The sequence below is a fragment of the Brucella grignonensis genome (genome assembly GCF_002252505.1).
In the GTDB taxonomy this organism is placed as follows: Bacteria; Pseudomonadota; Alphaproteobacteria; order Rhizobiales; family Rhizobiaceae; genus Brucella; species Brucella grignonensis.
This window is the reverse complement of record NZ_NNRL01000159.1, coordinates 215,291-236,659: the sequence shown is the minus strand read 5'-3', so window position 1 is coordinate 236,659 and position 21,369 is coordinate 215,291. Positions and strand designations below refer to the sequence as shown.

The window sequence follows — 21,369 nt, the reverse complement described above, 5'->3', positions numbered from 1 at the left end:
CCGCCGATAGTATCCGGCAACACGGCATCCCTGCTTTTCCTGTTGCCGCTTTCGAAAACGTCTATTCTTTGATCGGCTCCGACTCTCTTGCCGATTGGAGCCTGTATGCGTGGTGGCCGAATACTCTGGGGCCAGATCATTGTCGTATTCACCATTGTCCTGGTGATGGTCTGGACTTCGACACAATGGGTGGCCTTCCGCCTTGGCTTTCAGCCCCAGCTCGGCAATCCATGGTTCGATGTTGCGGGATGGCCGGTCTATTATCCTCCGGCCTTCTTCTGGTGGTGGTTTTCCTATGACGCCTATGCGCCCGGTATTTTCACCGAGGGCGCGTTCATCGCCACGTCCGGGGCGTTGTTCGCTATCGCCGCCGCTTTTTTCATGTCGATCATCCGGGCGCGCGAGGCGCGCAACGTCGCCACCTACGGTTCTGCGCGATGGGCCGAGGACAAGGAAATCCATGCTGCCGGACTGCTCGGTCCCGATGACGTGGTCCTTGGCAGGCACAGCAAGGACTATCTCCGGCACGACGGCCCCGAGCATGTCCTTTGTTTCGCGCCCACCCGATCAGGCAAAGGCGTCGGTCTCGTTGTGCCGACGCTGCTGACCTGGCCGGGAAGTTGCATCGTGCACGACATCAAGGGGGAGAACTGGAATCTGACGGCCGGCTTCCGGTCCCATCACGGCCGCGTCCTGCTGTTCGATCCGACCAATGTGCATTCCGCAGCTTACAACCCGCTGCTGGAAGTCCGTCAGGGGGAGTGGGAAGTCCGCGATGTCCAGAACATCGCGGATATTCTGGTCGATCCCGAGGGCAGTCTCGACAAGCGCAACCATTGGGAAAAGACCAGCCATTCGCTACTGGTCGGCGCCATCCTGCATGTTCTCTATGCCGAGAAGGACAAGACGCTGGCGGGGGTCGCGAGCTTTCTGTCCGATCCGCGCCGTCCGGTCGAGGCGACCTTGCGCGCCATGATGGACACGCCGCATCTGGGCGAAGCCGGTGTGCATCCCGTCATCGCCTCATCGGCACGCGAACTGCTTAACAAGTCCGAGAACGAACGCTCCGGCGTGCTGTCCACGGCGATGTCCTTTCTCGGTCTCTACCGAGATCCGGTCGTGGCCCGCGTGACGGCCCGCTGCGACTGGCGCATTGCTGATCTGGTCGGAGCAAAAGAACCGGTCAGCCTCTACCTCGTCGTACCGCCCTCGGACATCAACCGGACCAAGCCGCTGATCCGTCTGATCCTCAATCAGGTCGGGCGGCGGCTGACCGAGGAACTGGAAACCACCGGAAAACGCCATCGTCTCCTGTTGATGCTGGACGAGTTCCCCGCGCTCGGGCGGCTTGATTTCTTTGAATCGGCGCTCGCCTTCATGGCCGGCTACGGCCTCAAAGCGTTCCTGATCGCGCAGTCGCTCAACCAGATCGAGCGCGCCTATGGGCAGAACAACGCCATTCTCGACAACTGCCATGTGCGTGTCGCCTTTGCTGCCAACGATGAACGCACCGCCAAACGGATCAGTGACGCGCTCGGCACGGCCACGGAAATGCGCGATTCCACCAACTATGCGGGCCATCGCCTCGCGCCATGGCTGGGGCACCTTATGGTGTCGCGGCAGGAAACGGCGCGGCCACTCCTGACACCGGGCGAAATCATGCAGCTTCCGCCAACCGACGAGATCGTCATGGTAGCGGGTGTGCCGCCCATCCGCGCCGCCAAGGCGCGCTACTATGCCGATGCGCGGCTTCAGGAACGGGTGCTGCCGCCGCCCGATCTACGCAAGCAGTCGGTGAAGATGGAAACATCGGCACCAGACGACTGGACGAGCCGTGTTGTTACGCCCACGGTTGGCCACGGACCCGCGTCGAACACGTCCGACGGCGATCCTGCCAATGCCGGTATCCGTCGTGAGCCGGAGCTTCCCGAGCATGAGGAAATCATCCCGGCACCACCGCCGCCATCGCAGGAGTTCGACTTTCTCGATGATGAGCCCGACGTCGATGCCGCCAAGGCCCGCGCCATGCGTCAGCGGATGCGCATGGTCGCGCGGCAGGCATCTCTCGACCCCAATGACGGCATCGACCTTTGAGAAGGAAGACAGGCATGACGAGCCGCACCCGCATGAACGTCTACTTCTCCCCGGATCTGCTGAAGCAGGTCGAAGGCCTGGCGCTGCGCCGCAATGTTTCCAAATCCGCAGTGATCGAGGCGGCGGTCGCATCCTTCCTGTCCGGTGACACGACCGAACGGCTGGAAGCCGCAATGTCGCGACGCCTGGACAAGCTTGGCCGCCAGTTCGACATGCTGGACGAAGATGTCGCCATCCTCGGCGAGACGCTTTCGCTGTTCGTACAATTCTGGCTCACCATGACGCCGCCGCTGTCAGACAGCGCGAAACAGTCGGCACGCATCAAGGGCAACGAGCGCTTCGAAGGCTTCATGCAGACGCTGGGCAGGCGTCTTGCAACTGGCGACAGGTTCCTGAAAGAACTATCACGGGATGTGGATACGCCCCACGATCATTCGGCGCAACGCCAGGCTGAAGCCGATGGAAACCAGCCCTGAACGTTCGATCCATCCGATTTGCCGCCGTCAGCCGCCGATGCCCGCATGCGCACAAACATCTGTTGAAACGGCCCTAAATCAGGTTCTTTTAATCGACCCCAATCCGGGGTCCGTCTTTTGCGCGTCCCGCCATGAACGGGGCCGCCATGACCGCATCACATCAGAAACCCGAGACGATTGCGCGTGGTGCGCGGATGCTGCGCACCGCACTCGGGGCATCGATTGCCCGGTTTCTGGAAGATCCGGCTGTCGTCGAGGTGATGCTGAACCCCGATGGCCGCATCTGGGTGGATCGGCTCTCCGAAGGTCTGGCCAATACGGGGGAGAGGCTGTCTGCGGCTGATGGCGAGCGGATCGTCCGGTTGGTCGCCCATCATGTTGGCGTCGAAGTTCATACCCGAAGTCCGCGTGTATCGGCCGAACTGCCTGAGACCGGAGAGCGCTTCGAAGGGTTGCTGCCGCCTGTTGTCACGGCGCCGACCTTTGCCATCCGCAAGCCCGCCGTCGCGGTGTTCACGCTCGACGACTATGTAAACGCCGGGATCATGACCAGCCCTCAGGCCGAGGTGTTGCGCCTGAACGTCGCCACGCGGGCCAATATCCTCGTCGCGGGCGGCACCTCCACTGGCAAGACCACGCTGACCAACGCGCTGCTGGCAGAAGTCGCCAAGACTTCGGATCGCGTCGTGATCATTGAAGACACGCGCGAACTGCAATGCGCCGCGCCTAATCTCGTCGCCATGCGCACCAAGGATGGCGTGGCGACGCTCTCCGATCTGGTGCGCTCCTCGCTGCGCCTGCGTCCTGATCGCATCCCGGTCGGGGAGGTGCGCGGGTCCGAAGCCCTCGATCTGCTCAAAGCATGGGGTACCGGCCATCCGGGCGGAATCGGCACCATCCATGCCGGTTCCGGCATTGGCGCGCTGCGACGCCTCGAACAGCTCATCCAGGAAGCCGTCATCACCGTCCCGCGCGCCCTGATCGCCGAAACCATCGACCTTGTCGCTGTTCTTGCCGGACGTGGATCGTCCCGCCGCCTGGTCGAACTCGCCCGCGTCGATGGGCTGGGTCCGGACGGTGACTACGCCATCACGCATCCCAGTACTTTGGCAACCACCCCGAAAGGAAACCCTTCATGATCCGCTCGATTTCACGCGGCTGCCGCATCATGGCAACCGCCGCTGCCACTGTTTCCATCAGTCTGATGCTGGCGCCTGCCGCACACGCCTCCGGCTCCTCCATGCCCTGGGAGGCCCCGCTTCAGTCGATCCTCCAGTCGATCGAGGGTCCTGTCGCCAAGATCATCGCCGTCATCGTCATCATCGCCACCGGCCTGGCGCTGGCCTTCGGCGATACCTCCGGCGGCTTCCGCCGCCTGATCCAGATCGTCTTCGGCCTGTCCATCGCCTTCGCCGCGTCGAGCTTCTTCCTGTCGTTCTTCTCGTTCGGCGGCGGGGCGCTCATCTGATGGCGGGCGGGTTTGAACAGCTCGATGCGGTGCCGGGCTTCTCCATCCCGGTTCACCGGGCGCTGACCGAGCATATCCTGCTCGGCGGCGCACCGCGTTCGATTGCCATCGTCAACGGCACACTGGCCGGCGCCGTCGGCCTCGGCCTTCGTCTCTGGCTGGTTGGCATCGCCATCTGGGCGGTCGGTCATTTCCTCGCGGTATGGGCTGCCAAACGCGATCCGCTTTTTGTCGAGGTGGGCCGTAGGCATCTGCGCATACCCGGTCATCTGTCGGTGTGAGGGCGCAGCCATGATGAACCTCACCGAATATCGCCGTACCGCTACCCACCTCGCGGATTTCCTGCCCTGGGCCGCGCTGGTTGGCTCGGGCGTCGTGCTGAACAAGGACGGCAGTTTCCAGAGGACTGCGAAGTTTCGCGGGCCGGATCTGGATTCCGCTGTTGCCGCCGAACTAGTCGCGGTCGCCGGGCGTATCAACAACGCCGTGCGCCGCCTCGGCTCCGGCTGGTCGATCTTTGTTGAGGCACAACGAAGCGAAGCCGCGACCTATCCCGGCAGCCAATTTCCTGATCCGGCCTCCGCTCTGGTCGATGCCGAGCGCAAAGCTGCCTTCGAGGAAGCGGGCACGCATTTCGTGTCAGGCTACTTCCTGACCTTCCTCTGGCTGCCACCCGCCGAAGATGCGGCTCGCGCCGAGACCTGGCTCTATGAGGGCCGTGAGCAATCCGGCGTCAATCCATGGGAGCTGATGCGCGGCTTCATCGACCGCACCGACCGCGTGCTGGCCCTGCTCGATGGCTTCATGCCCGAATGCCACTGGATCAATGACGCCGCGACGCTGACCTATCTCCACTCTACGATTTCCACCAACCGCCACCGCGTGCGCGTGCCGGAAGTGCCGATGCATCTCGACGCGCTGCTAGCCGATCAGCCGCTGACCGGCGGGCTAGAGCCGCGTCTTGGCGATCAGCATCTACGTATCCTGACTATTACAGGCTTCCCGACCGCGACGACGCCCGGCCTTCTCGACGATATGAACCGGCTAGCCTTTCCCTACCGCTGGTCGACCCGCGCGATCCTGATGGACAAGACGGACGCCACGAAGCTGCTGACCAAGATCCGTCGCCAGTGGTTCGCCAAGCGTAAGTCCATCGCCGCGATCCTGAGAGAGGTGATGACCAACGAGCAATCCGCGTTGGTGGACACGGATGCGTCGAACAAGGCGCTCGACGCCGACATGGCCCTGCAGGAACTTGGCGCCGACATGGCCGGCATGGCCTATGTCACCGCAACCGTCACCGTTTGGGATGCCAACCCGCGCATCGCTGACGAGAAACTGCGGCTGGTCGAGAAGATCATCCAGGGCCGCGATTTCACGGCCATGCCGGAAACCGTCAATGCTGTCGATGCCTGGCTCGGCTCCTTGCCCGGACACGCCTACGCGAACGTCCGGCAGCCGCCGGTCTCGACGCTCAACCTTGCCCACATGATCCCGCTATCGGCCGTGTGGGCGGGGCCGGAACGGAACGAACATCTCGGAGCGCCCCCCTTGCTTTACGGCAAGACCGAGGGTTCGACACCGTTCCGGCTTTCCCTTCATGTCGGCGATGTCGGCCATACGCTTGTCGTCGGCCCGACCGGCGCGGGCAAGTCCGTGCTGCTGGCGCTGATGGCGCTGCAGTTTCGTCGCTATGATCGCAGCCAGATCTTCGCTTTCGATTTCGGTGGCTCGATCAGGGCATCTGCGCTCGCCATGGGCGGCGACTGGCATGATCTGGGCGGTGGGCTGACCGAAGGGGACGAGGCGTCCGTTTCCCTGCAACCGCTGGCGCGGATCGATGACGCCTATGAGCGGTCCTGGGCCGCCGACTGGATCGCCGCAATCTTGATGCGCGAGGGCGTGACCATCACGCCGGAGGTGAAGGAACACATCTGGACGGCGCTGACTTCGCTGGCATCCGCCCCGGCGGGGGAACGGACCATCACCGGCCTCGCCGTGCTGCTGCAATCCAACGATCTGAAACAAGCACTGCGCCCTTACTGCATTGGCGGCGCCTATGGCCGGTTGCTCGATGCGGAGGCCGAACATCTCGGATCAGCCGATGTACAGGCCTTCGAGATCGAGGGGCTGGTCGGCACAGGGGCTGCGCCTGCCGTCCTGTCCTATCTGTTTCACCGCATTGGCGACCGACTCGACGGGCGGCCAACGCTGCTGATCATCGACGAAGGCTGGCTGGCGCTGGATGACGAAGGTTTCGCCAATCAGCTCCGCGAATGGCTGAAGACGCTCAGGAAGAAGAACGCTTCCGTCATTTTCGCCACGCAGTCACTTTCCGACATCGATGGCAGCAATATCGCGTCTGCCATCATCGAAAGTTGCCCGACGCGGCTGCTGCTGCCGAACGAACGCGCCATCGAGCCGCAGATCACGGCAATCTACCGCCGCTTCGGCCTTAATGACCGGCAAATCGAGATCCTCGCGCGGGCCACGCCCAAGCGGGACTACTACTGCCAGTCGCGGCGCGGCAATCGCCTTTTCGAGCTTGGCCTCAGCGAAGTTGGTCTCGCGCTCTGCGCCGCATCATCCAAATCCGATCAGACCCGTATCGCCGAACTCGTCGCCGAGCATGGGCAGGACGGCTTTCTCGCGGCCTGGCTGCGCGATCGAGGCGTCGAATGGGCCGTCGATCTGATCCCGAACCTCACCAATCTTGTCGAACGGACTGAGCCCGCTGTGCCGGTCGCGCCAGATCAAATCCATCCAGATGACAGCCAAGAAAAGGAGACCCTGCCATGATCCGTATCCCCGTTTCCCGATATGTCAGTGCATCCGTGCTGGCACTGGCGCTCGCCATGCCTGTTGCCCTGTCGCCCATGCTGACAAGCCCCGCTCACGCTTTTGGCTTCGGTCGCATCGTCTACGATCCGACCAATTATGCGCAGAACCTTCTGACCGCCGCCCGCACGCTGGAGCAGATCAACCACCAGATCACCTCTCTTCAGAATGAAGCGCAGATGCTGATCAATCAGGCGAAGAATCTCGCCAGTCTGCCATATTCCTCGCTCCAGACTTTGCAGCAGAACGTCCAGCGCACGCAGCAGCTTCTGGCCCAGGCGCAGAACATTGCCTTCGACGTGCAGAACGTCGATCAGATGTTCCAGCAGAAATACGGCAAGGTTTTGCTGTCCGCGACCGACGCCCAGCTCGTCGCCGATGCGCGGTCCCGCTGGCAGAATACGGTCGGCGGCTTGCAGGACGCCATGCGCGTGCAGGCCGGTGTCGTCGGAAATATTGACACCAACCGCGCTGAAATGTCCGCCCTTGTAGGGCAGAGCCAGAACGCGACCGGCGCGTTGCAGGCGACACAGGCGGGCAATCAGCTTCTCGCGCTCCAGTCGCAGCAGCTTTCCGACCTTATCGCGCTGATGTCCGCCAATGGTCGCTCCGAAGCCCTGATCGAGGCCGAGCGTGCCACCGCCGCCGAACAGGGCCGCATCCAGCGCGAGCGCTTTCTGACGCCGGGATCGGGCTATCAGCCTGGCAATGCCCGGATGTTCGGCAACGGCAACAACTGATCGGACAGGAGGGGCACGACATGGACGGCAAGATGCTGGCGCGGCTGGGCGCGATCATATTCGTGGCCATTGCCATCACCGCGACGGTGATCGAAATGACACGCGAGGACGAACCAGCCCAGCCCCGTCCGGCGCCGGCGCTTCAGGCGCCTGCCGATCCGCTGCGCCAGAGCCTGCGCCACTGCCAGCAGTTAGGCGAGGCCGCCGTGAACGATCCCGGCTGCCTCGCCACCTGGGCCGAGAACCGCGACCGGTTCCTCGGCCGGACGCCGGTGCCCGCCGCTCCGCATCAGAACGGGGGACAGTGAACCATGGGCGGCACCGGCGTCATCGACAACTTTCTGGGTGTTTTCACCAGTTACATCGACAGCGGCTTCGGCCTGCTTGGCGGCGAGGTCGCCTTCATCGCCACCACCCTGATCGTCATCGACGTGACGCTCGCGGCACTGTTCTGGTCCTGGGGTGCGGATGACGACATCATCGCCCGGCTGGTCAAGAAGACGCTCTTCGTCGGGGTCTTCGCATACCTGATCGGCAACTGGAACAATCTCGCCCAGATCATCTTCGACAGCTTCGCCGGTCTTGGCCTGAAAGGTTCGGGCACCAGCTTTTCCGCCGCCGATCTGCTGCGGCCCGGCAAGGTGGCGCAGACTGGCCTCGATGCCGGTCGCCCGCTGCTCGAATCCATCTCGGACATGATGGGTTATTGGTCGTTTTTCGAGAACTTCATCCAGATCGCCTGCCTGATGTTCGCCTGGGCGCTGGTACTGCTGGCCTTCTTCATTCTCGCCGTGCAGCTCTTCGTCACGCTGATCGAGTTCAAGCTGACCACGCTGGCGGGCTTTGTCCTCATCCCCTTCGGCCTCTTCGGCAAGACCGCCTTCATGGCCGAGCGCGTTCTTGGCAATGTCGTCTCCTCCGGCATCAAGGTGCTGGTGCTGGCCGTCATCATCGGCATCGGCTCGACATTGTTCTCGCAGTTTACGGCCGGTTTTGGCGGCGTGACGCCGACCATCGACGACGCCATGGCGATCGTGCTGGCCGCACTTTCCCTTCTCGGCCTCGGCATCTTCGGTCCCGGCATCGCTTCCGGTCTTGTTTCTGGCGGCCCGCAGCTTGGCGCAGGTGCAGCAGTTGGAACCGGTCTCGCCGCTGGCGGCATGATGCTTGCCGGCGGCGCTGCCGCAGGCATGGCCACGAAGGGAGGGGCAGTGGCGCTGTCGGGTGGAACTGCGGCTGTCCGTGGCGGTGCTGCCGCCGCAGGTGCGGCGAGCGCCGCCTACAGTGTCGGTTCGCTTGGCCAGTCCGGCGCTGCCGGTGTTGCCTCCGGCCTCGGCGGTGTTGCCCGCGCGGCAGCCTCCGCCGCCGCATCACCCCTGAAACGGACGGCCTCGAAAGCAGCGGAAAACGTCAAATCCAGCTTCTCCGATGGCGCGCGCGCCGGGCTCGGCGTCACCGGTGGATCGTCCTCGCAGGGAACCATTGGCGGTACGAGCGTGGCCGGCGCTGCCGCACCCGCCTCCGTACCGGCGGGCGGCCCACCTGCATGGGCGCAGCAGATGCACCGCCGCCAGGCGCTCAATCACGCGCTCAATCACGGCACGACCATGGCCGCCCATGCCGTCCGCTCCGGTGACAGCCACGGCGGCGGCTCTTCCGTCAACATTTCCGAAAGTGACCGCTCATGAACATCTTCAGACGTCCAGCGACCCATTACGGCAAATCGCCCGAACCCGAGACGCCTTACCAGAAAGCCGCGCAAGTCTGGGACGAGCGCATCGGCTCGGCTCGCGTGCAGGCCAAGAACTGGCGCTATATGGCCTTCGGCTCGCTGATCCTCTCGGCGGGCTTCGCTGCCGCGCTTGTGCTGCAATCGGCGCGAGGGACCGTCGTGCCCTGGGTGGTGCAGGTCGATAATCTCGGCCAGGCCCAGACCGTCGCCGCAGCCACGGCCGATTACCGCCCGACCGATCCGCAGATCGCCTTTCATCTGGGCCGCTTCATCGAGCAGACGCGCTCGATCCCAGCGGATGCCATCATCGTGCGCCAGAACTGGCTGCGCGCCTATGAGTTCACCACGGACAGGGGAGCGGCCGCGCTCAACGACTATGCCCGCGCCAATGATCCGTTCACCCGTGTCGGGCGTCAGCAGATCGCAGTCGAGGTTTCCAGCGTCATCCGCGCCTCGAACGACAGCTTCCGCGTCGCCTGGACCGAGCGGCACTACGAGAATGGGCAGCTGTCCACGACAGAGCGCTGGACAGCGATTCTGACCATCGTGATCCAGACGCCGCGTGATGCCGAGCGTCTGCGTGCCAATCCACTCGGCATCTATATCAATGCAATCTCATGGTCACGGGAGATGAGCCAATGACCATCGCGTCTTCCCGCAATTCCGCCTTGCCGGTTTTCCGTAAACCCGCCTTTGCAGCTTTGTTGCTTTCGGTCACCATGCTGGCAGGCTGCGCCACCAACAAGACGCCGCAGTTCAGCTATGATGCCGATGTGCCGGCGTTGCCCGTCGTGCCGACCGCTGTCACCGATGACCGGCCTCGGCCGCTTCACACGCCGCCGGCCTGGACGGTCGCACGCGGCGGAACCGCTGCCGGAACACCGGCAGGCCGGGTAGAGAACGCCAATGCCGCCGCCCGCGTCGAGCCGCGCCGCGAGGGTTACTATAACGCCATCCAGATCTATCCCTGGTCGGAAGGCGCGCTCTATCAGGTTTATGTCGCACCGGGCCAGATCACCAATATTGCGCTGGAGCCGGGCGAAAGCCTGACCGGCGCGGGACCGATCGCGGCGGGAGACACCGCCCGCTGGATCATTGGCGATACCGAGAGCGGGAGCGGTACGTCGCGCCGAGTCCATATTCTCGTCAAACCATCCCGATCCGACATCTCAACCAATCTCGTGGTGACGACCGATCGGCGCACCTACATGATCGAGCTGCGCGCCCGTGAGGCGCTCTACATGCCGTCCGTATCCTGGTCTTATCCGGCGCTGCCTGCCGGTCAGCGCCAAACCGTTCCCGCAGCACCCATCATCCCGGTCGAGGCGGCACGCAACTATCGTTACGGCCTGACCGGAGATACGCCGCCATGGCGGCCGATTTCCGTCTTCGACGATGGCCGCCGTGTCTATGTCGTTTTCCCGCGCGGCATCGTGCAGGGAGAGATGCCACCGATTTTCATCATCGGCTCCGAGGGCGAGACCCAGATCGTCAATTCCCGTGTTCACCAGAACGTCTTGATCGTCGATCGGCTGTTCGGAGCGGCTGAGCTGCGTCTTGGTAGCGGCAAACAGCAGCAGACGGTCAGGATCGTTCGCATCGAGCAAAGGCAAGCTGCCCAGCCCGCTAAAACCGGGGAGCAACCGTCATGAGTGAAGAGGCTACTACCAACCCAACGCCGATGCGTCTGCGTGCCGAGCCGCCGCGCGTCACGCGCCTGTCGCGCAAGATGCTGGCCGGTGCCGGGGCTGTTGCGCTCCTCGGCATCGGCGGGGCGCTGATCTATGCGCTCCAGACGCGCGACATGAGCGGAAACGGTGAAGAACTCTATTCGACCGAGAACCGCGCCACGGCAGATGGACTGGCGGGGCTGCCGAAGGATTATACCGGGCCGGTCTTGGGGCCGGCATTGCCGGGCGATCTCGGTGGCCCGATCCTCGACGCCCAGAACAGGGGGCAACCCGTTACGCCGCCCACTATAGCAACACCAACCCGTGATCCTGCCGAGGAGCGACGTCTTGCCGAGGAAGAAGCCGCACGTCTTAGCACCGTGTTCTTCCAGTCGGGGCAGAGATCAGCGACGACGCCTGGCTCCAATATGCCGGGCCTTGCTGGCCTTGACCTTGGTGGCCAGCCCGCAACACAGGACCGCCACACGGCATTTCTGAATGGGCCGGTGGAACGGCAGACCGTTGCCATGGATCGGATCATGGCGCCAGCCTCGCCCTACATCCTTCAGGCAGGGGCCGTAATCCCGGCGGCGATGATTACCGGCATCCGCTCGGACCTTCCCGGCCAGATCACCGCGCAGGTCACGGAAAATGTCTATGACAGCCCGACCGGCAGCCTGCTCCTGATCCCGCAGGGAACGCGCATCATCGGTCAGTATGACGCCGGGGTGCAATTCGGTCAGCGCCGCGTGCTGCTGGTCTGGAACCGCCTGATCCTGCCCAATGGCCGCTCCATCGTGCTGGAGCGCCAGCCCGGTGCGGACGCTTCCGGCTATGCCGGGCTGGAAGATGGCGTTGATTACCACTGGTGGGATCTGATGAAGGCGGCGGGGCTGTCCACGCTGCTCGGCATCGGCACGGAACTGGCGACCGACGACGAGGATCGTCTGATTCGCGCTATCCGCGACGGAGCGCAGGATACCATCAATCAGGCCGGGCAACAGATCGTCCAGCGCCAGTTGCAGGTCGCGCCGACCCTGACGATCCGGCCGGGCTACCCGGTCAGGGTCATCGTTACCCGCGATCTCGTACTCGAACCTTACAGGAACTGACCATGACGAAGCTGAAACTCGGCCCCCTCATCGAAGACAAGCCCGTGAAGGTGACCGTGGAACTGCCGGGGCCGCTGCATCGCGATCTTGTCGCCTATGCCGAAGTGCTGGCTCGCGAAACCGGCCAGCCCGCTGCCGATCCTGTCAGGCTGATTGTGCCGATGTTGGAACGGTTCATCGCCACGGATCGGGGTTTTGCCAGTGCCCGAAGATCGCGCTCATGAGGTGCTGCGCGATTCATGGCGCGTCGCGGCGATGATTTCCATGAGCGTGTCGACGGCCTCGCGCGCCGCGTTCCATTTAACGGACTGGTCCATTTCCCGGTTCTGAAGGGTGAGGCTCACCGCGCCATGTACCGTTGACCAGAACATGAAGCTGTAGCGGCTCAGATCCATGCCGGGCAAAAAACCTTGGTCCTGAGAGCAGCGAAGTCCCGTCAGCAATAGATTTAGTATCTGTCTTCCAGCTGCGCCCGACCATGGATCATCGCTGCCTCCGAGTCGTGGCGGCGGTGTGAACATCAGCCGGTACAGCGTGGGGCTTTCCAGTGCAAAGCGGACATAGGCATAGCTGCCATCACGCAAATAGCCGAATGGATTGCCGCGCATCTGTTCGAAGACGGCCAGCTTTTCTCTGTAGAGCCGGTTGAACCCTTCTTCCCGAACGGCGCGCAGCAAGGCGCTCTTGTTGCGGAAATGGCCGTAAAGCGCTGGTGCTGTGCAACCGATGGCATGCGCGACCGCAGTCAGCGGTACGTCGAGGTCGCCACGCTCTGACAGCAGCCGGATCGTTTCGTCGATCGCACGACGAGCAATATCAAGTTCTTGCTCTTTCCGGGGACGGGCCATTCCGATGCCTGTTGCAACTTGTCGTAAAAACTAAACGACATTTACTTTTTTCGTTGACGGCTTGGATGTCAAGAAGCAGCATTCTGTAACTGAACGTCGTTTAGTTTGAGGATGTGCGGAGAGCCGATGAACGCACACAGATCGATTTTCGCGCTGATGATGGCGGGGTGCCCGTCAGAAACCGAACGCTGTTTCGGATGATGCACCATGGCTGTGATCGGAAACAATCAGACCTCGCCTGATGATAGCCTCACAAAGGTCGTTGAGGGGAAACCCGGCACATCTGCGGTCCGGCTGAACCAGTTGCGATATTTTGTTGCCGCCGTTGATTATGGGAGTTTTCGCAAGGCTGCTGCCGCGCTTTCTGTGCAGGAATCCTCCATCAGCCGACGAATCCGTGATCTCGAAGATGAACTCGGGGCGTCGCTTTTCATGCGTCATGCTGGTGGGGTGCGGTTGACCGTTGCCGGGCGGGAATTCCTGCGCAACGCCCGCCATGCGCTTCGTCAGATCGACATCGGGGTGACCAAGGTGGCAGCGGTTGGCCGGGCAGAACAAGGCCTTATCAAGGTAGGGATATTTTCATCTCTCGCGTCAGGATTTCTGTTCGATCTGCTGCGTGATTTTGGGGAGCGTCACCCGAAGGTGCATGTAGACATCATTGATGGCAATCCACCTGAACACGTCGCTGCAGTGCGCAAACTTTGCCTGGATGTCGCGTTCATCACCGGAACGGCGGCCTGGGATGACTGTGAGGCCGAGCATATGTGGTGCGAAAAGGTTTTCGTGGTGCTGCCCGATGATCACCCGTTGGCGAACAAACCCGAACTTGGATGGGCCGATTTGGCATCCGAGCGGTTCATCGTGAGCGATGTTGCGCCGGGACAGGAGATCCATGACTATTTGGTGGCCCATCTTGCCGGCCTCGGACGCGGTCTCGACATTCAATCGCAGCAGGTCGGCCGCGACAATATTCTATCGCTTGTCGCTCTCGGTCGAGGCCTCACTCTGACGAGCGAAGCGACGACCGTCGCGCAGTTTCCGGGGGTCACCTATCGGGAACTTGCGGGTGAGATCCTGCCGTTCAGCATGGTCTGGTCTGCCCAAAACGATAATCCGGCATGTCGACGGTTGATGAGCTTGGCTCGCTCGATGACAGGTTTTCCGGGAGGAAATAGGGTTTAAGGGCCTGTTCGGTCGGAGGCGCCGGGCCGCTGCTCACCTCAACCCTGGCAGACCTCGATGGCGCTTTTCCCGCCCCCCTGTTTGTGCACGGCGATTCGGGTGGGGATGCGCTCCTTCATGGCCTCGACATGGCTAATGACACCGACCTGACGGCCCTGGGATTGCAGGCTTTCCAGTGCATCAATAGCCAGGTCCAGGCTGCCTGCGTCGAGTGATCCGAACCCCTCGTCGATGAATAATGTCGCCGCGAGACCACCTTTGCCGCCCATTCGCGAAAGGGCGAGCGCAAGGGCGAGCGACACCAGGAAGCGCTCGCCGCCTGAAAGGCTACGCGTGGCACGGGCCTCGCCGCCCATGTCGCAATCTTCGACCTGCAGTGCGAGATCAGCCGCGCGGCGCAGACGGTAACGCGGATTGAGGTCCGACAGATGGTGGTTGGCGTGATCGACCAACACGTCCAGCGTGATGGATTGCGCGACCCTGGCAAATTTGTCCCCACTGCGAGAACCCGCTGCGTGGTTTACAGCCTCCCAGATATCCAGTTCGGAGCGAGCTTGGGCAATTTCCACCTCCAGCCCGGCAAGCGCGGTCCGCGCTGCAATATCGCGTTGGAGTTCCCCGTCGATTGCCCCGATCCTTTCAGCGCGCGTCTGGTTGGCGGCATCCAGCACCGAAAGTGCCTCTGCCAGAGCCTCGGGTGGATCTTCGGGCAGGCCAGCAGCTTCAGCGTCGGCGTGATCTTTGCGCCGAGAGTCCAAAGTGGCGCGAGCCGAAGTGACGGAATCGTCGAGTGCACGAAGCCGTTGACGCAAGTTGGCGACGTCCGTTGCCGGGAGACCAAAAAGAGTGTCCAGATCAGCCGGGGCCAGATCCGTGCTGGCCAATGCCTCGGCAAGCGCCGACTGTGCGATTTCCTGCGCCTGATTTGCGCCCGTCATTTCAGTAGCAGCGGCCTCGGCCTTGGCGCGAGCAGCGGCCCAGGCAGCCGTAGCTTCCGCCAGAGCATTTCGGGCCGCATCCAGTGCGGCAGCAGCGCCTTTGCGTGCTTCGTTGTGACGGGTACGATGCGTGGCAGTAACTTCGCCGCCTAAAAGAGGTGCACGTTCGTCCTGGAGGGTCTGCAGCGTATTCAATCGAGCCGTGACAGCTTCATTCGCTTCGCCAAACTGTTTTGCGGCGTTTTCAGACCGGCTTTCCGCCTTTGCAAGCTGGGGCGCCAACGCGACAAGTGTGGCCGAGTTGCTATCACGAACCTTGCGTAGCTGGGTGACTTCCGCGACCCGGCTTTCCAACCGACCCGACAGACCGGGAATGGCCAGGTTTTCTCCTACCTGCTCCAGAATCGGAGAAATCGCGGTAGCATGACGAAGACTCTCCGCTTCAGCGGTTTCGGCTGCACGCAGGTCCAGCATTTGAAGGCTGGTCGCATTGGCAAGCTCGCCGTTCCAAGTTTCGCGCGCGGAGGTATGACCGGCAATGATCTTGCGCAAACCTTCGCGCTGGCTGGTCGTTCTGGCCAGTGAGTTCCGCAGTCTGGAAAGTTCCACTTGAGCTGCAGCTTCGGCTTGCCGAGCGGTTTCTGTCGTATCCAGCAAAGTGGCGAGATATGCGCGATCTTCGCCGGGTTCCTTAGGCAGAGCGGGGCAATTTGGTACGGCCAAGGCCCGGTTGTATGCATCCTGCCAATGAGCCCATGTGGTGGCTATCATCGCTTCGGCTGTCTGCGCATTCCTTCCGGCGTGTTCCAACTCTCCCTGTGCACGATCCTGAGCGCGCAGTGCCGCGGCCTGTTCATTGCGAGCATTCTCGACGGCTGCGCGTGCCGCAGCCAGGTCGGCGCGTAGCCCTGCGGCCAGCTCGGCCAGTGCGTTATCGGCATGCGTTTGATGTTCGGGGGATCCGCAAACCGGGCATGGCTCTCCCGGCTCGAGCCGCAAGCGCAGTTCTCGCGCGGCATCTGACGCCGCCATGTCAGCGCGTTCGGTGGGGGCGATTAGGGCCGTGACCTGCGCGTTCGCAGTTGTCATGGCCTCGGCAGCAGCGCCTGCTTGGGCTTTGGCAGTGGCTAGGGCCTCTTTTGCAGCTTCGGCGGTTTTTTCTGCCGCCGCAAAATCTGATCGAGCAGAACCGTGCTCCTGCTCGGCGCGGCGCATATCTGCAAGGGCAGTGGCAAACGTCTGAAGTTCACTTCCTCTTTCCGGCGGATGAGTAGTCTCGAGTGTGCGGAGGCGGTCTGCCAGATTGGCGGCTTCGTTGGTCAGCCTGACTTCATCTGTCGCGTCGGTCTCGGTCCGGTTGGCGAGTTCGGCCAATGCGACGGTCAATCGCTCGATCTCAGCCCGATGAGTGTCGCTGTCGCTCCTTGCCCGTGTCAGGGCGGACTGCGCTTCGTCATGCGCCACAATATGCTGGCGGATTTGCAACCAGTTATCGGCCAATGCACAATCAGAGGAACGTTCGGCGAGTTCCGCTTCAGTCGCCTGCAAATTTTCGCGGGCTTTGGAATTATCTTGCTGCAAGGCCTGAAATGCAATCCGGGCCTGCTCGGCTTCTTGTTCCAATGCCTCAGCTTGCGAGCGGGAAGTTTCCAGCTCAGTCGTGGCAGAAGTGATACGGCTGTCGAGCGCGGCGGCCTGATCCCAGAGCGGGCCAAATATCTTGAACTCATTCTCGCGGGATGTGTGTTCGGCCTCCGCCTGCCGGGTCACTTCCTGAAGCGCATTGGCTTTCGCGGCAGTGTCGTTGGAAAATTCGGTGGTTGCCGCTACCGAGCTGGTAGCATTGCCTACTCGATCCTTGGCATCTCGCAGGGTTTGCCATTGAGCGCGCAGTGGGATTGCCTGGTCAATACGGGCAAGTTGAGCGCGATCAACACTGGCATCGCCCTGACTTGTCAAAGCCTGTTCGAGCGCGGCCTCAGCGAGTCCGACTTGCCGGGACGTTTCAGCATATCGGGTATGGCGTGCCAAGGCATCCTTGAGGGTCTTGGCCTCTGCGCCTGCTGCCTGATTGGCTTCGGTTATGACAAGCCGTTCGGCCTCCAGTGCCGCACGGTCCTCATCCGTCAATATCTGATGGCCCTCGCGCCGCTGGACCAGCGCCCCATGCGTCTGACGGGCGGCCTCGGTCCGTTCATAGATTCGCGATGATACCGCTCGGTACAGCCCAGTGCCCGTCACTTTCTCCAACAGGCCCGCGCGATCATTGGTGTCGGCGCGAAGAAAGGCATCGAAGTCGCCTTGAGCGAGCAAGACAGTGCGGCGAAACTCGTCGTAGGAAAAGCCGGTCAGCGCGGTGATTTGGTCGCTGACGATTGTGATCTGGCTGGCTAGTACCTGCCCGTCAGAGACCCGGGCCAGTGAGCGCGAGACGTTCTGTAATTGCCCGTCGACCTTATCGCGGGCGCGGCGCGCCTGCCAGCGCGCGACATAATCCTGTCCGTCGCGAGCGGTGAAACGAACCTCGGCCCAACCCTGGGCGGCGCCCCGACGCAAGATGGCACGGGAATCGCGCGCCTTGATCGCCTTTCCGGAAGGATCGGGGACTTCGTCGCCCGCGGATCCTGCCAGGCGCGGGGCATCGCCATAAAGCGCCAGGCACATGGCGTCTAGGATTGAGGATTTGCCCGCCCCTGTCTCACCGGTGATGACGAAGAGACCAGCGCCCGCCAATGGTGCTGCGGTGAAGTCGATAGCGAATGGCTGGGCAAGGCTTGCGATGTTCTGGCCCGAAATGGAGAGGATGCGCATGGGATCAGAACTCAGCTTCAGATTTCGGACAAGGCATCGCGGAAGGCGGCAAGATGCGCGGTGTCCGGATTGACACCGTGGGATTGGTTGAATGCCATCAAGAATAAATCCTCCGGCGAGGTGTCTGCCAGGTTCGGCGGCGGTGTTTCGGGCGTGCCTTCGGCCTCAGACCGGGCAATCGTCAGGCCAGCAAGCCGAACCGGAAGTGCCTCGATCAGCGCTTCGGCCTCAGCTGCGATCTGAGTTACCGGCCTGTCTGCAATGAGGGACAGATAGATAAACGGTTGCGCGTCGCGCGGCGTCTCGGATTGCAGGTCTAAAGCATTCAGGGCTGAGGCAACTTCCGCCAGCGGCGCGACGCCCGTGGCTGGCAGGCGGTGCATTGGGACGGGCCGAGGCAGAGGGATGTGTCGGGGCGCGAACCCATCGTCGAGATCGAGCAGCGTGACACCATGATCATAACCGATTTCGGCGGCGGACATTGGGAAGGGAGAACCGGAATAGCGCACCCTGCCGCCGTCAAGCGATTGCGGCCGGTGCAAATGGCCAAGGGCAACATACGACAGGGCTGGCGGGAAGATGTCAGGCGGTACCGCATGCTCGCCGCCGATGAGAATGCGTCGTTCTGCTCCTTCGGATTCGAGGCCACCCGAACAGGTAAGATGCCCCATGGCAATGATTGGTAGTCCGCCCGCTTGCGTCTCTGCGGCATCCGACATCGCAAGATGTAATGCGCGAACCGCGGCGGTAACGGCGGACTCGGCGCCACCGGTCGCCCCGAGTTGCAGCCCCGGCAGATCAGCCTGTCTGAGGAAGGGCACAGCCAGCACGTGCGCGTGGACCGTTCCGGTGTTGTCACACAAGGGAATAAGATGGCGCTGTAAATCTACATCCGCAGCATCGCGCCGCAACGTGCCGAGTACATGTACGCCAAGCTCGTTCAGGACGGCCTCGGGCGCCTCAAGCCGCTGCGCCGGATCATGGTTGCCTGCCGTTATCACGATTTGCAGCCGGGGATTTGCACGCAAGAACCCGGCGATCGCGGCATAAAGCAAACGCTGCGCTTCACCTGACGGGTTGATGCCATCGAACACGTCGCCGGCAATCAGGAGCGCGTCGACGCCCTCTGTGACAATCACATCGCGCAGAGCGTCACAAAAGACCTGATGTTCATACTCGCGCGACCAGCCATTCAGGGTTTGACCGATGTGCCAGTCAGCAGTGTGCAGAATTCGCATCAGGTCTCCCCCAGACTTGACAGTTGGATGCATGTCAGAATAAAAAGTATACGGGCATCGCAAAGTTGTCCATATATTTTATATCCTTGTGAGCGCGACGGGACGAACAATGTTGAAATGGGGTGTCGAGAGGCGGCTGGAGTTCATCGAATTCCGCCTGTTCTGGGAGGGGGGTGTCAATCGCTCTGACCTGATCGATACGTTTGGCGTTTCGGTTCCGCAGGCATCAAAGGATTTGACCCATTATCAGGAACGGGCCCCGCTGAACGCGGTCTATGACAAAAGCGCTCGCCGCTACGTAGCCGGGCCGGAATTTCGGCCGGTGTTCCTTGATCCGGATCCGGATGCCTATCTCATGCGGCTGCGCTCGATGGCGGAAGGTTTCGCCGAGCCAGGCTCGAACTGGCTTTCCACCCCGCCTGATATGGATATCGCACTTTCTTTGCGCCGTAAGATCGATACCGAAGTTCTGCGTTCAGTTCTGTCGGCAGTGCGAGATGAAAGGTCGCTCAAGCTTTACTATCAATCCATGAACCGCGATCGACCCGATCCGGCATGGCGGCGGATCACCCCCCATGCCTTTGGCTTTGATGGTCTGCGCTGGCATGTTCGGGCCTGGTGCCATGAAACGGCTCGGTTTAAGGATTTCCTGCTTTCGCGCGTCCTTGGACACGGCGAGTTCGGTGAGCCGGGTGCCGGTGCGGCTCAGGACAGGCTGTGGCAAGAATCATTCGACATCATCATTGTGCCGCATCCCGAGCTGTCCGCCGGTCAGCAGGCGGTGGTCGCAAAGGACTACAACATGGTGGATGGGCGCGCTGTGCTGACAGTTCGCTACGCCATGTTGTTCTATGTGCTTAAGCGGCTAGGGCTTCTTGAAGAGGCCAGGCTGCGTGATCCCCGGACCCAGCATATCGTTGCGGCTGACGAACAGGAGGTTGCCGCCGCACTTGAGCGGGCGCAGCACGAGTTCGATGACGCTGACATGGCAAGCGGAGTCACGCCCCGATGATGTCTGCCGTACCGAAATACCGGATGTCTTTTGGTGTGGGCGGGCTCATGCTCAATGAGAGCCTCGCGATTGTGCAAAGCTATCAACCCGGTGAGAGCTGGGCGTCTGCTCGAGAGCGCTTGCTGGCACAGGGCGCGTCATCCTTACCCAAACTGGCCTCGCAAACCCGCACGCTTCGTGAAGTGTATGACCGGATAGGCCATCTCTCGGATGCCGAGCGCCAGTACCTGTCGGCAGAGGCTGACCGCGCAGAGCAGCAAGCAATGGTGTGGCTGGCGGTCTGCCGGACCTATCGCTTTATATACGAATTCGCAGTCGAGGTGATCAGCGAACGCTACCAATCATGGCGGCTTGACCTGGGTCATGAGGTTTTTGACCGCTTTCTCGCGGAGAAGGCCGAGAGTGATCCTGGCCTCGCTGAGCTTTCAGCTTCAACCTGTGCGAAATTGCGTCAGGTCCTGTTTCGGATATTGCGTGAAGCTGGCTTGAGAAGTGTCGAGGGCAGAATTCAGCCGATTTGGTTGTCGGGGCGCATGAAGCGGCTGATTGAGGGGAGTAATCCGGCGGACTTGCGGGTCTTTCCCGGAAATGGGGGGTAATTGTGGACACGAAAACTGATCGGCGCGCCCGCGCCGAGCACCTGTTCAGGGTAGTTTCCAGTGATCGGTTCTTGCAAAAGCAAGGGCTGGGAAACGAGGTTCCCTTTTTCATCTGCGCTTTTGATGCCGAAGACGGACTGAGCCTGGGCGAGGATCGCGAGGATCTGATCGCCCGGCTGAGCCACGCCGGTGTGCGCGTCCTCGATATCGATCTCTACGACCTTTCACTCAGAATCCTCGAAGACCGCGGAATCTTCGAGCAGATCCTTGAGGTGGAAGCCGAAACGGAAAAAGCGGAACTCAAGGAACTGTTGCAGGGCGTTCTGGACCCGCAGGCGCACCTCATTCCAGAGATTGCGCGGCGCATCGAAGAGGTCCCGCACGAGGTGATCTTCCTGTCAGGCGTAGGCGAGGTTTACCCCTACCTGCGGTCGCACAACGTACTCAACAACCTGCAAAGCACCGCGAAAGACCGCCCGACGGTCATGTTCTTTCCGGGAAAATACACGCACGCGTTGGCGACAGGAGCATCGCTGGAACTGTTCGGCTTGCTGCATGACGACAAATACTACCGCGCGTTCAATATCATGAATTACGAGGTCTGACCG

General features: G+C 62.0%; 20 protein-coding genes. 17 read left to right on the top strand and 3 right to left on the bottom strand.

What is annotated here, in order from left to right:
• The first annotated feature begins 105 nt into the window (after positions 1 to 105).
• The 13 genes from CEV33_RS11815 to CEV33_RS11755 all read left to right on the top strand — a co-directional run bounded on the left by CEV33_RS11815 (position 106) and on the right by CEV33_RS11755 (position 12,354).
• The gene (locus CEV33_RS11815) at positions 106 to 2,094 is read left to right on the top strand and encodes a conjugal transfer protein TraG (protein ID WP_094540681.1); all 1,989 of its coding nucleotides are present in this window, start codon (positions 106 to 108) and stop codon (positions 2,092 to 2,094) included.
• Positions 2,095 to 2,108: 14 nt separating this feature from the next.
• A complete protein-coding gene (locus tag CEV33_RS11810) occupies positions 2,109 to 2,570 on the top strand; it encodes a ribbon-helix-helix domain-containing protein (protein WP_094540680.1) in 462 nt (153 codons plus the stop codon).
• A gap of 146 nt (positions 2,571 to 2,716) precedes the next feature.
• On the top strand, positions 2,717 to 3,709 hold the full coding sequence (gene trbB, locus CEV33_RS11805) for a P-type conjugative transfer ATPase TrbB (protein WP_076528474.1): 993 nt from the start codon (positions 2,717 to 2,719) through the stop codon (positions 3,707 to 3,709).
• On the top strand, positions 3,706 to 4,038 hold the full coding sequence (locus CEV33_RS11800; RefSeq protein WP_076528472.1) for a TrbC/VirB2 family protein: 333 nt from the start codon (positions 3,706 to 3,708) through the stop codon (positions 4,036 to 4,038). Before trbB ends, CEV33_RS11800 begins: the two co-directional genes overlap by 4 nt.
• Positions 4,038 to 4,319 carry a VirB3 family type IV secretion system protein gene (locus CEV33_RS11795; protein WP_009450537.1) on the top strand — a complete coding sequence of 94 codons (282 nt, stop codon included), beginning with the start codon at positions 4,038 to 4,040 and terminating at the stop codon, positions 4,317 to 4,319. The genes CEV33_RS11800 and CEV33_RS11795 overlap by 1 nt, the downstream gene beginning before the upstream one ends.
• A gap of 10 nt (positions 4,320 to 4,329) precedes the next feature.
• Positions 4,330 to 6,837, top strand: coding sequence for a conjugal transfer protein TrbE (trbE, locus tag CEV33_RS11790; protein WP_094540679.1), 2,508 nt, complete (start codon positions 4,330 to 4,332; stop codon positions 6,835 to 6,837).
• A complete protein-coding gene (gene trbJ / locus CEV33_RS11785; RefSeq protein ID WP_094540678.1) occupies positions 6,834 to 7,616 on the top strand; it encodes a P-type conjugative transfer protein TrbJ in 783 nt (260 codons plus the stop codon). Before trbE ends, trbJ begins: the two co-directional genes overlap by 4 nt.
• A gap of 20 nt (positions 7,617 to 7,636) precedes the next feature.
• On the top strand, positions 7,637 to 7,924 hold the full coding sequence (gene trbK-alt, locus CEV33_RS11780; RefSeq protein ID WP_024899165.1) for a putative entry exclusion protein TrbK-alt: 288 nt from the start codon (positions 7,637 to 7,639) through the stop codon (positions 7,922 to 7,924).
• A 3-nt stretch (positions 7,925 to 7,927) separates the two neighbouring features.
• A complete protein-coding gene (trbL, locus tag CEV33_RS11775; RefSeq protein WP_094540677.1) occupies positions 7,928 to 9,304 on the top strand; it encodes a P-type conjugative transfer protein TrbL in 1,377 nt (458 codons plus the stop codon).
• Entirely contained in the window at positions 9,301 to 9,990 is a 690-nt protein-coding gene (trbF, locus tag CEV33_RS11770; protein ID WP_076528467.1) for a conjugal transfer protein TrbF, read from the top strand. The genes trbL and trbF overlap by 4 nt, the downstream gene beginning before the upstream one ends.
• Positions 9,987 to 11,000: a P-type conjugative transfer protein TrbG gene (trbG, locus tag CEV33_RS11765; RefSeq protein WP_094540676.1), complete on the top strand. Its 1,014-nt coding sequence runs from the start codon at positions 9,987 to 9,989 to the stop codon at positions 10,998 to 11,000. Before trbF ends, trbG begins: the two co-directional genes overlap by 4 nt.
• A gap of 29 nt (positions 11,001 to 11,029) precedes the next feature.
• Entirely contained in the window at positions 11,030 to 12,130 is a 1,101-nt protein-coding gene (locus tag CEV33_RS11760; RefSeq protein ID WP_167388160.1) for a TrbI/VirB10 family protein, read from the top strand.
• A 2-nt stretch (positions 12,131 to 12,132) separates the two neighbouring features.
• Positions 12,133 to 12,354 (top strand): DUF2274 domain-containing protein, encoded by a 222-nt coding sequence (locus CEV33_RS11755; protein ID WP_020818575.1) that lies wholly within the window; start codon positions 12,133 to 12,135, stop codon positions 12,352 to 12,354.
• On the opposite strand, the gene CEV33_RS11750 is transcribed toward CEV33_RS11755, so the two are convergent.
• The gene (locus CEV33_RS11750; protein WP_094540674.1) at positions 12,349 to 12,978 is read right to left on the bottom strand and encodes a TetR/AcrR family transcriptional regulator; all 630 of its coding nucleotides are present in this window, start codon (positions 12,976 to 12,978) and stop codon (positions 12,349 to 12,351) included. The two genes, CEV33_RS11755 and CEV33_RS11750, sit on opposite strands and share 6 nt — an antisense overlap.
• Positions 12,979 to 13,185: 207 nt before the next feature.
• Here CEV33_RS11750 and CEV33_RS11745 point away from each other — a divergent pair, with 207 nt between their 5' ends.
• Positions 13,186 to 14,163 (top strand): LysR family transcriptional regulator, encoded by a 978-nt coding sequence (locus CEV33_RS11745; protein WP_094540673.1) that lies wholly within the window; start codon positions 13,186 to 13,188, stop codon positions 14,161 to 14,163.
• Positions 14,164 to 14,201: 38 nt separating this feature from the next.
• Here CEV33_RS11745 and CEV33_RS11740 read toward each other — a convergent pair whose 3' ends face one another.
• Complete coding sequence (locus CEV33_RS11740; protein ID WP_015740175.1) at positions 14,202 to 17,912, bottom strand: AAA family ATPase; 3,711 nt, start codon at positions 17,910 to 17,912, stop codon at positions 14,202 to 14,204.
• 17 nt (positions 17,913 to 17,929) lie between these two features.
• Positions 17,930 to 19,150 (bottom strand): exonuclease SbcCD subunit D, encoded by a 1,221-nt coding sequence (locus CEV33_RS11735; RefSeq protein ID WP_094540672.1) that lies wholly within the window; start codon positions 19,148 to 19,150, stop codon positions 17,930 to 17,932.
• Positions 19,151 to 19,259: 109 nt separating this feature from the next.
• On the opposite strand from CEV33_RS11735, the gene CEV33_RS11730 reads away from it, so the two are divergent.
• From CEV33_RS11730 to CEV33_RS11720, 3 genes are read left to right on the top strand one after another with little or no spacing between them, the layout of a single operon-like run.
• Positions 19,260 to 20,162, top strand: coding sequence for a WYL domain-containing protein (locus CEV33_RS11730; RefSeq protein WP_015740177.1), 903 nt, complete (start codon positions 19,260 to 19,262; stop codon positions 20,160 to 20,162).
• Positions 20,159 to 20,761 (top strand): DUF1819 family protein, encoded by a 603-nt coding sequence (locus CEV33_RS11725; protein WP_015740178.1) that lies wholly within the window; start codon positions 20,159 to 20,161, stop codon positions 20,759 to 20,761. Before CEV33_RS11730 ends, CEV33_RS11725 begins: the two co-directional genes overlap by 4 nt.
• Before the next feature lie 2 nt (positions 20,762 to 20,763).
• Positions 20,764 to 21,366 carry a DUF1788 domain-containing protein gene (locus CEV33_RS11720; RefSeq protein ID WP_015740179.1) on the top strand — a complete coding sequence of 201 codons (603 nt, stop codon included), beginning with the start codon at positions 20,764 to 20,766 and terminating at the stop codon, positions 21,364 to 21,366.
• Positions 21,367 to 21,369 lie beyond the last annotated feature (3 nt).

Excerpts from the sequence above, each read along its gene's own strand:
- CEV33_RS11815 (WP_094540681.1), top strand. The coding sequence starts at position 106 with ATGCGTGGTGGCCGAATACTCTGGGGCCAGATCATTGTCGTATTCACC.
- CEV33_RS11810 (WP_094540680.1), top strand. The coding sequence starts at position 2,109 with ATGACGAGCCGCACCCGCATGAACGTCTACTTCTCCCCGGATCTGCTG.
- trbB (WP_076528474.1), top strand. The coding sequence starts at position 2,717 with ATGACCGCATCACATCAGAAACCCGAGACGATTGCGCGTGGTGCGCGG.
- CEV33_RS11800 (WP_076528472.1), top strand. The coding sequence starts at position 3,706 with ATGATCCGCTCGATTTCACGCGGCTGCCGCATCATGGCAACCGCCGCT.
- CEV33_RS11795 (WP_009450537.1), top strand. The coding sequence starts at position 4,038 with ATGGCGGGCGGGTTTGAACAGCTCGATGCGGTGCCGGGCTTCTCCATC.
- trbE (WP_094540679.1), top strand. The coding sequence starts at position 4,330 with ATGATGAACCTCACCGAATATCGCCGTACCGCTACCCACCTCGCGGAT.
- trbJ (WP_094540678.1), top strand. The coding sequence starts at position 6,834 with ATGATCCGTATCCCCGTTTCCCGATATGTCAGTGCATCCGTGCTGGCA.
- trbK-alt (WP_024899165.1), top strand. The coding sequence starts at position 7,637 with ATGGACGGCAAGATGCTGGCGCGGCTGGGCGCGATCATATTCGTGGCC.
- trbL (WP_094540677.1), top strand. The coding sequence starts at position 7,928 with ATGGGCGGCACCGGCGTCATCGACAACTTTCTGGGTGTTTTCACCAGT.
- trbF (WP_076528467.1), top strand. The coding sequence starts at position 9,301 with ATGAACATCTTCAGACGTCCAGCGACCCATTACGGCAAATCGCCCGAA.
- trbG (WP_094540676.1), top strand. The coding sequence starts at position 9,987 with ATGACCATCGCGTCTTCCCGCAATTCCGCCTTGCCGGTTTTCCGTAAA.
- CEV33_RS11760 (WP_167388160.1), top strand. The coding sequence starts at position 11,030 with ATGCGTCTGCGTGCCGAGCCGCCGCGCGTCACGCGCCTGTCGCGCAAG.
- CEV33_RS11755 (WP_020818575.1), top strand. The coding sequence starts at position 12,133 with ATGACGAAGCTGAAACTCGGCCCCCTCATCGAAGACAAGCCCGTGAAG.
- CEV33_RS11750 (WP_094540674.1), bottom strand. The coding sequence starts at position 12,978 with ATGGCCCGTCCCCGGAAAGAGCAAGAACTTGATATTGCTCGTCGTGCG.
- CEV33_RS11745 (WP_094540673.1), top strand. The coding sequence starts at position 13,186 with ATGGCTGTGATCGGAAACAATCAGACCTCGCCTGATGATAGCCTCACA.
- CEV33_RS11740 (WP_015740175.1), bottom strand. The coding sequence starts at position 17,912 with ATGCGCATCCTCTCCATTTCGGGCCAGAACATCGCAAGCCTTGCCCAG.
- CEV33_RS11735 (WP_094540672.1), bottom strand. The coding sequence starts at position 19,150 with ATGCGAATTCTGCACACTGCTGACTGGCACATCGGTCAAACCCTGAAT.
- CEV33_RS11730 (WP_015740177.1), top strand. The coding sequence starts at position 19,260 with ATGTTGAAATGGGGTGTCGAGAGGCGGCTGGAGTTCATCGAATTCCGC.
- CEV33_RS11725 (WP_015740178.1), top strand. The coding sequence starts at position 20,159 with ATGATGTCTGCCGTACCGAAATACCGGATGTCTTTTGGTGTGGGCGGG.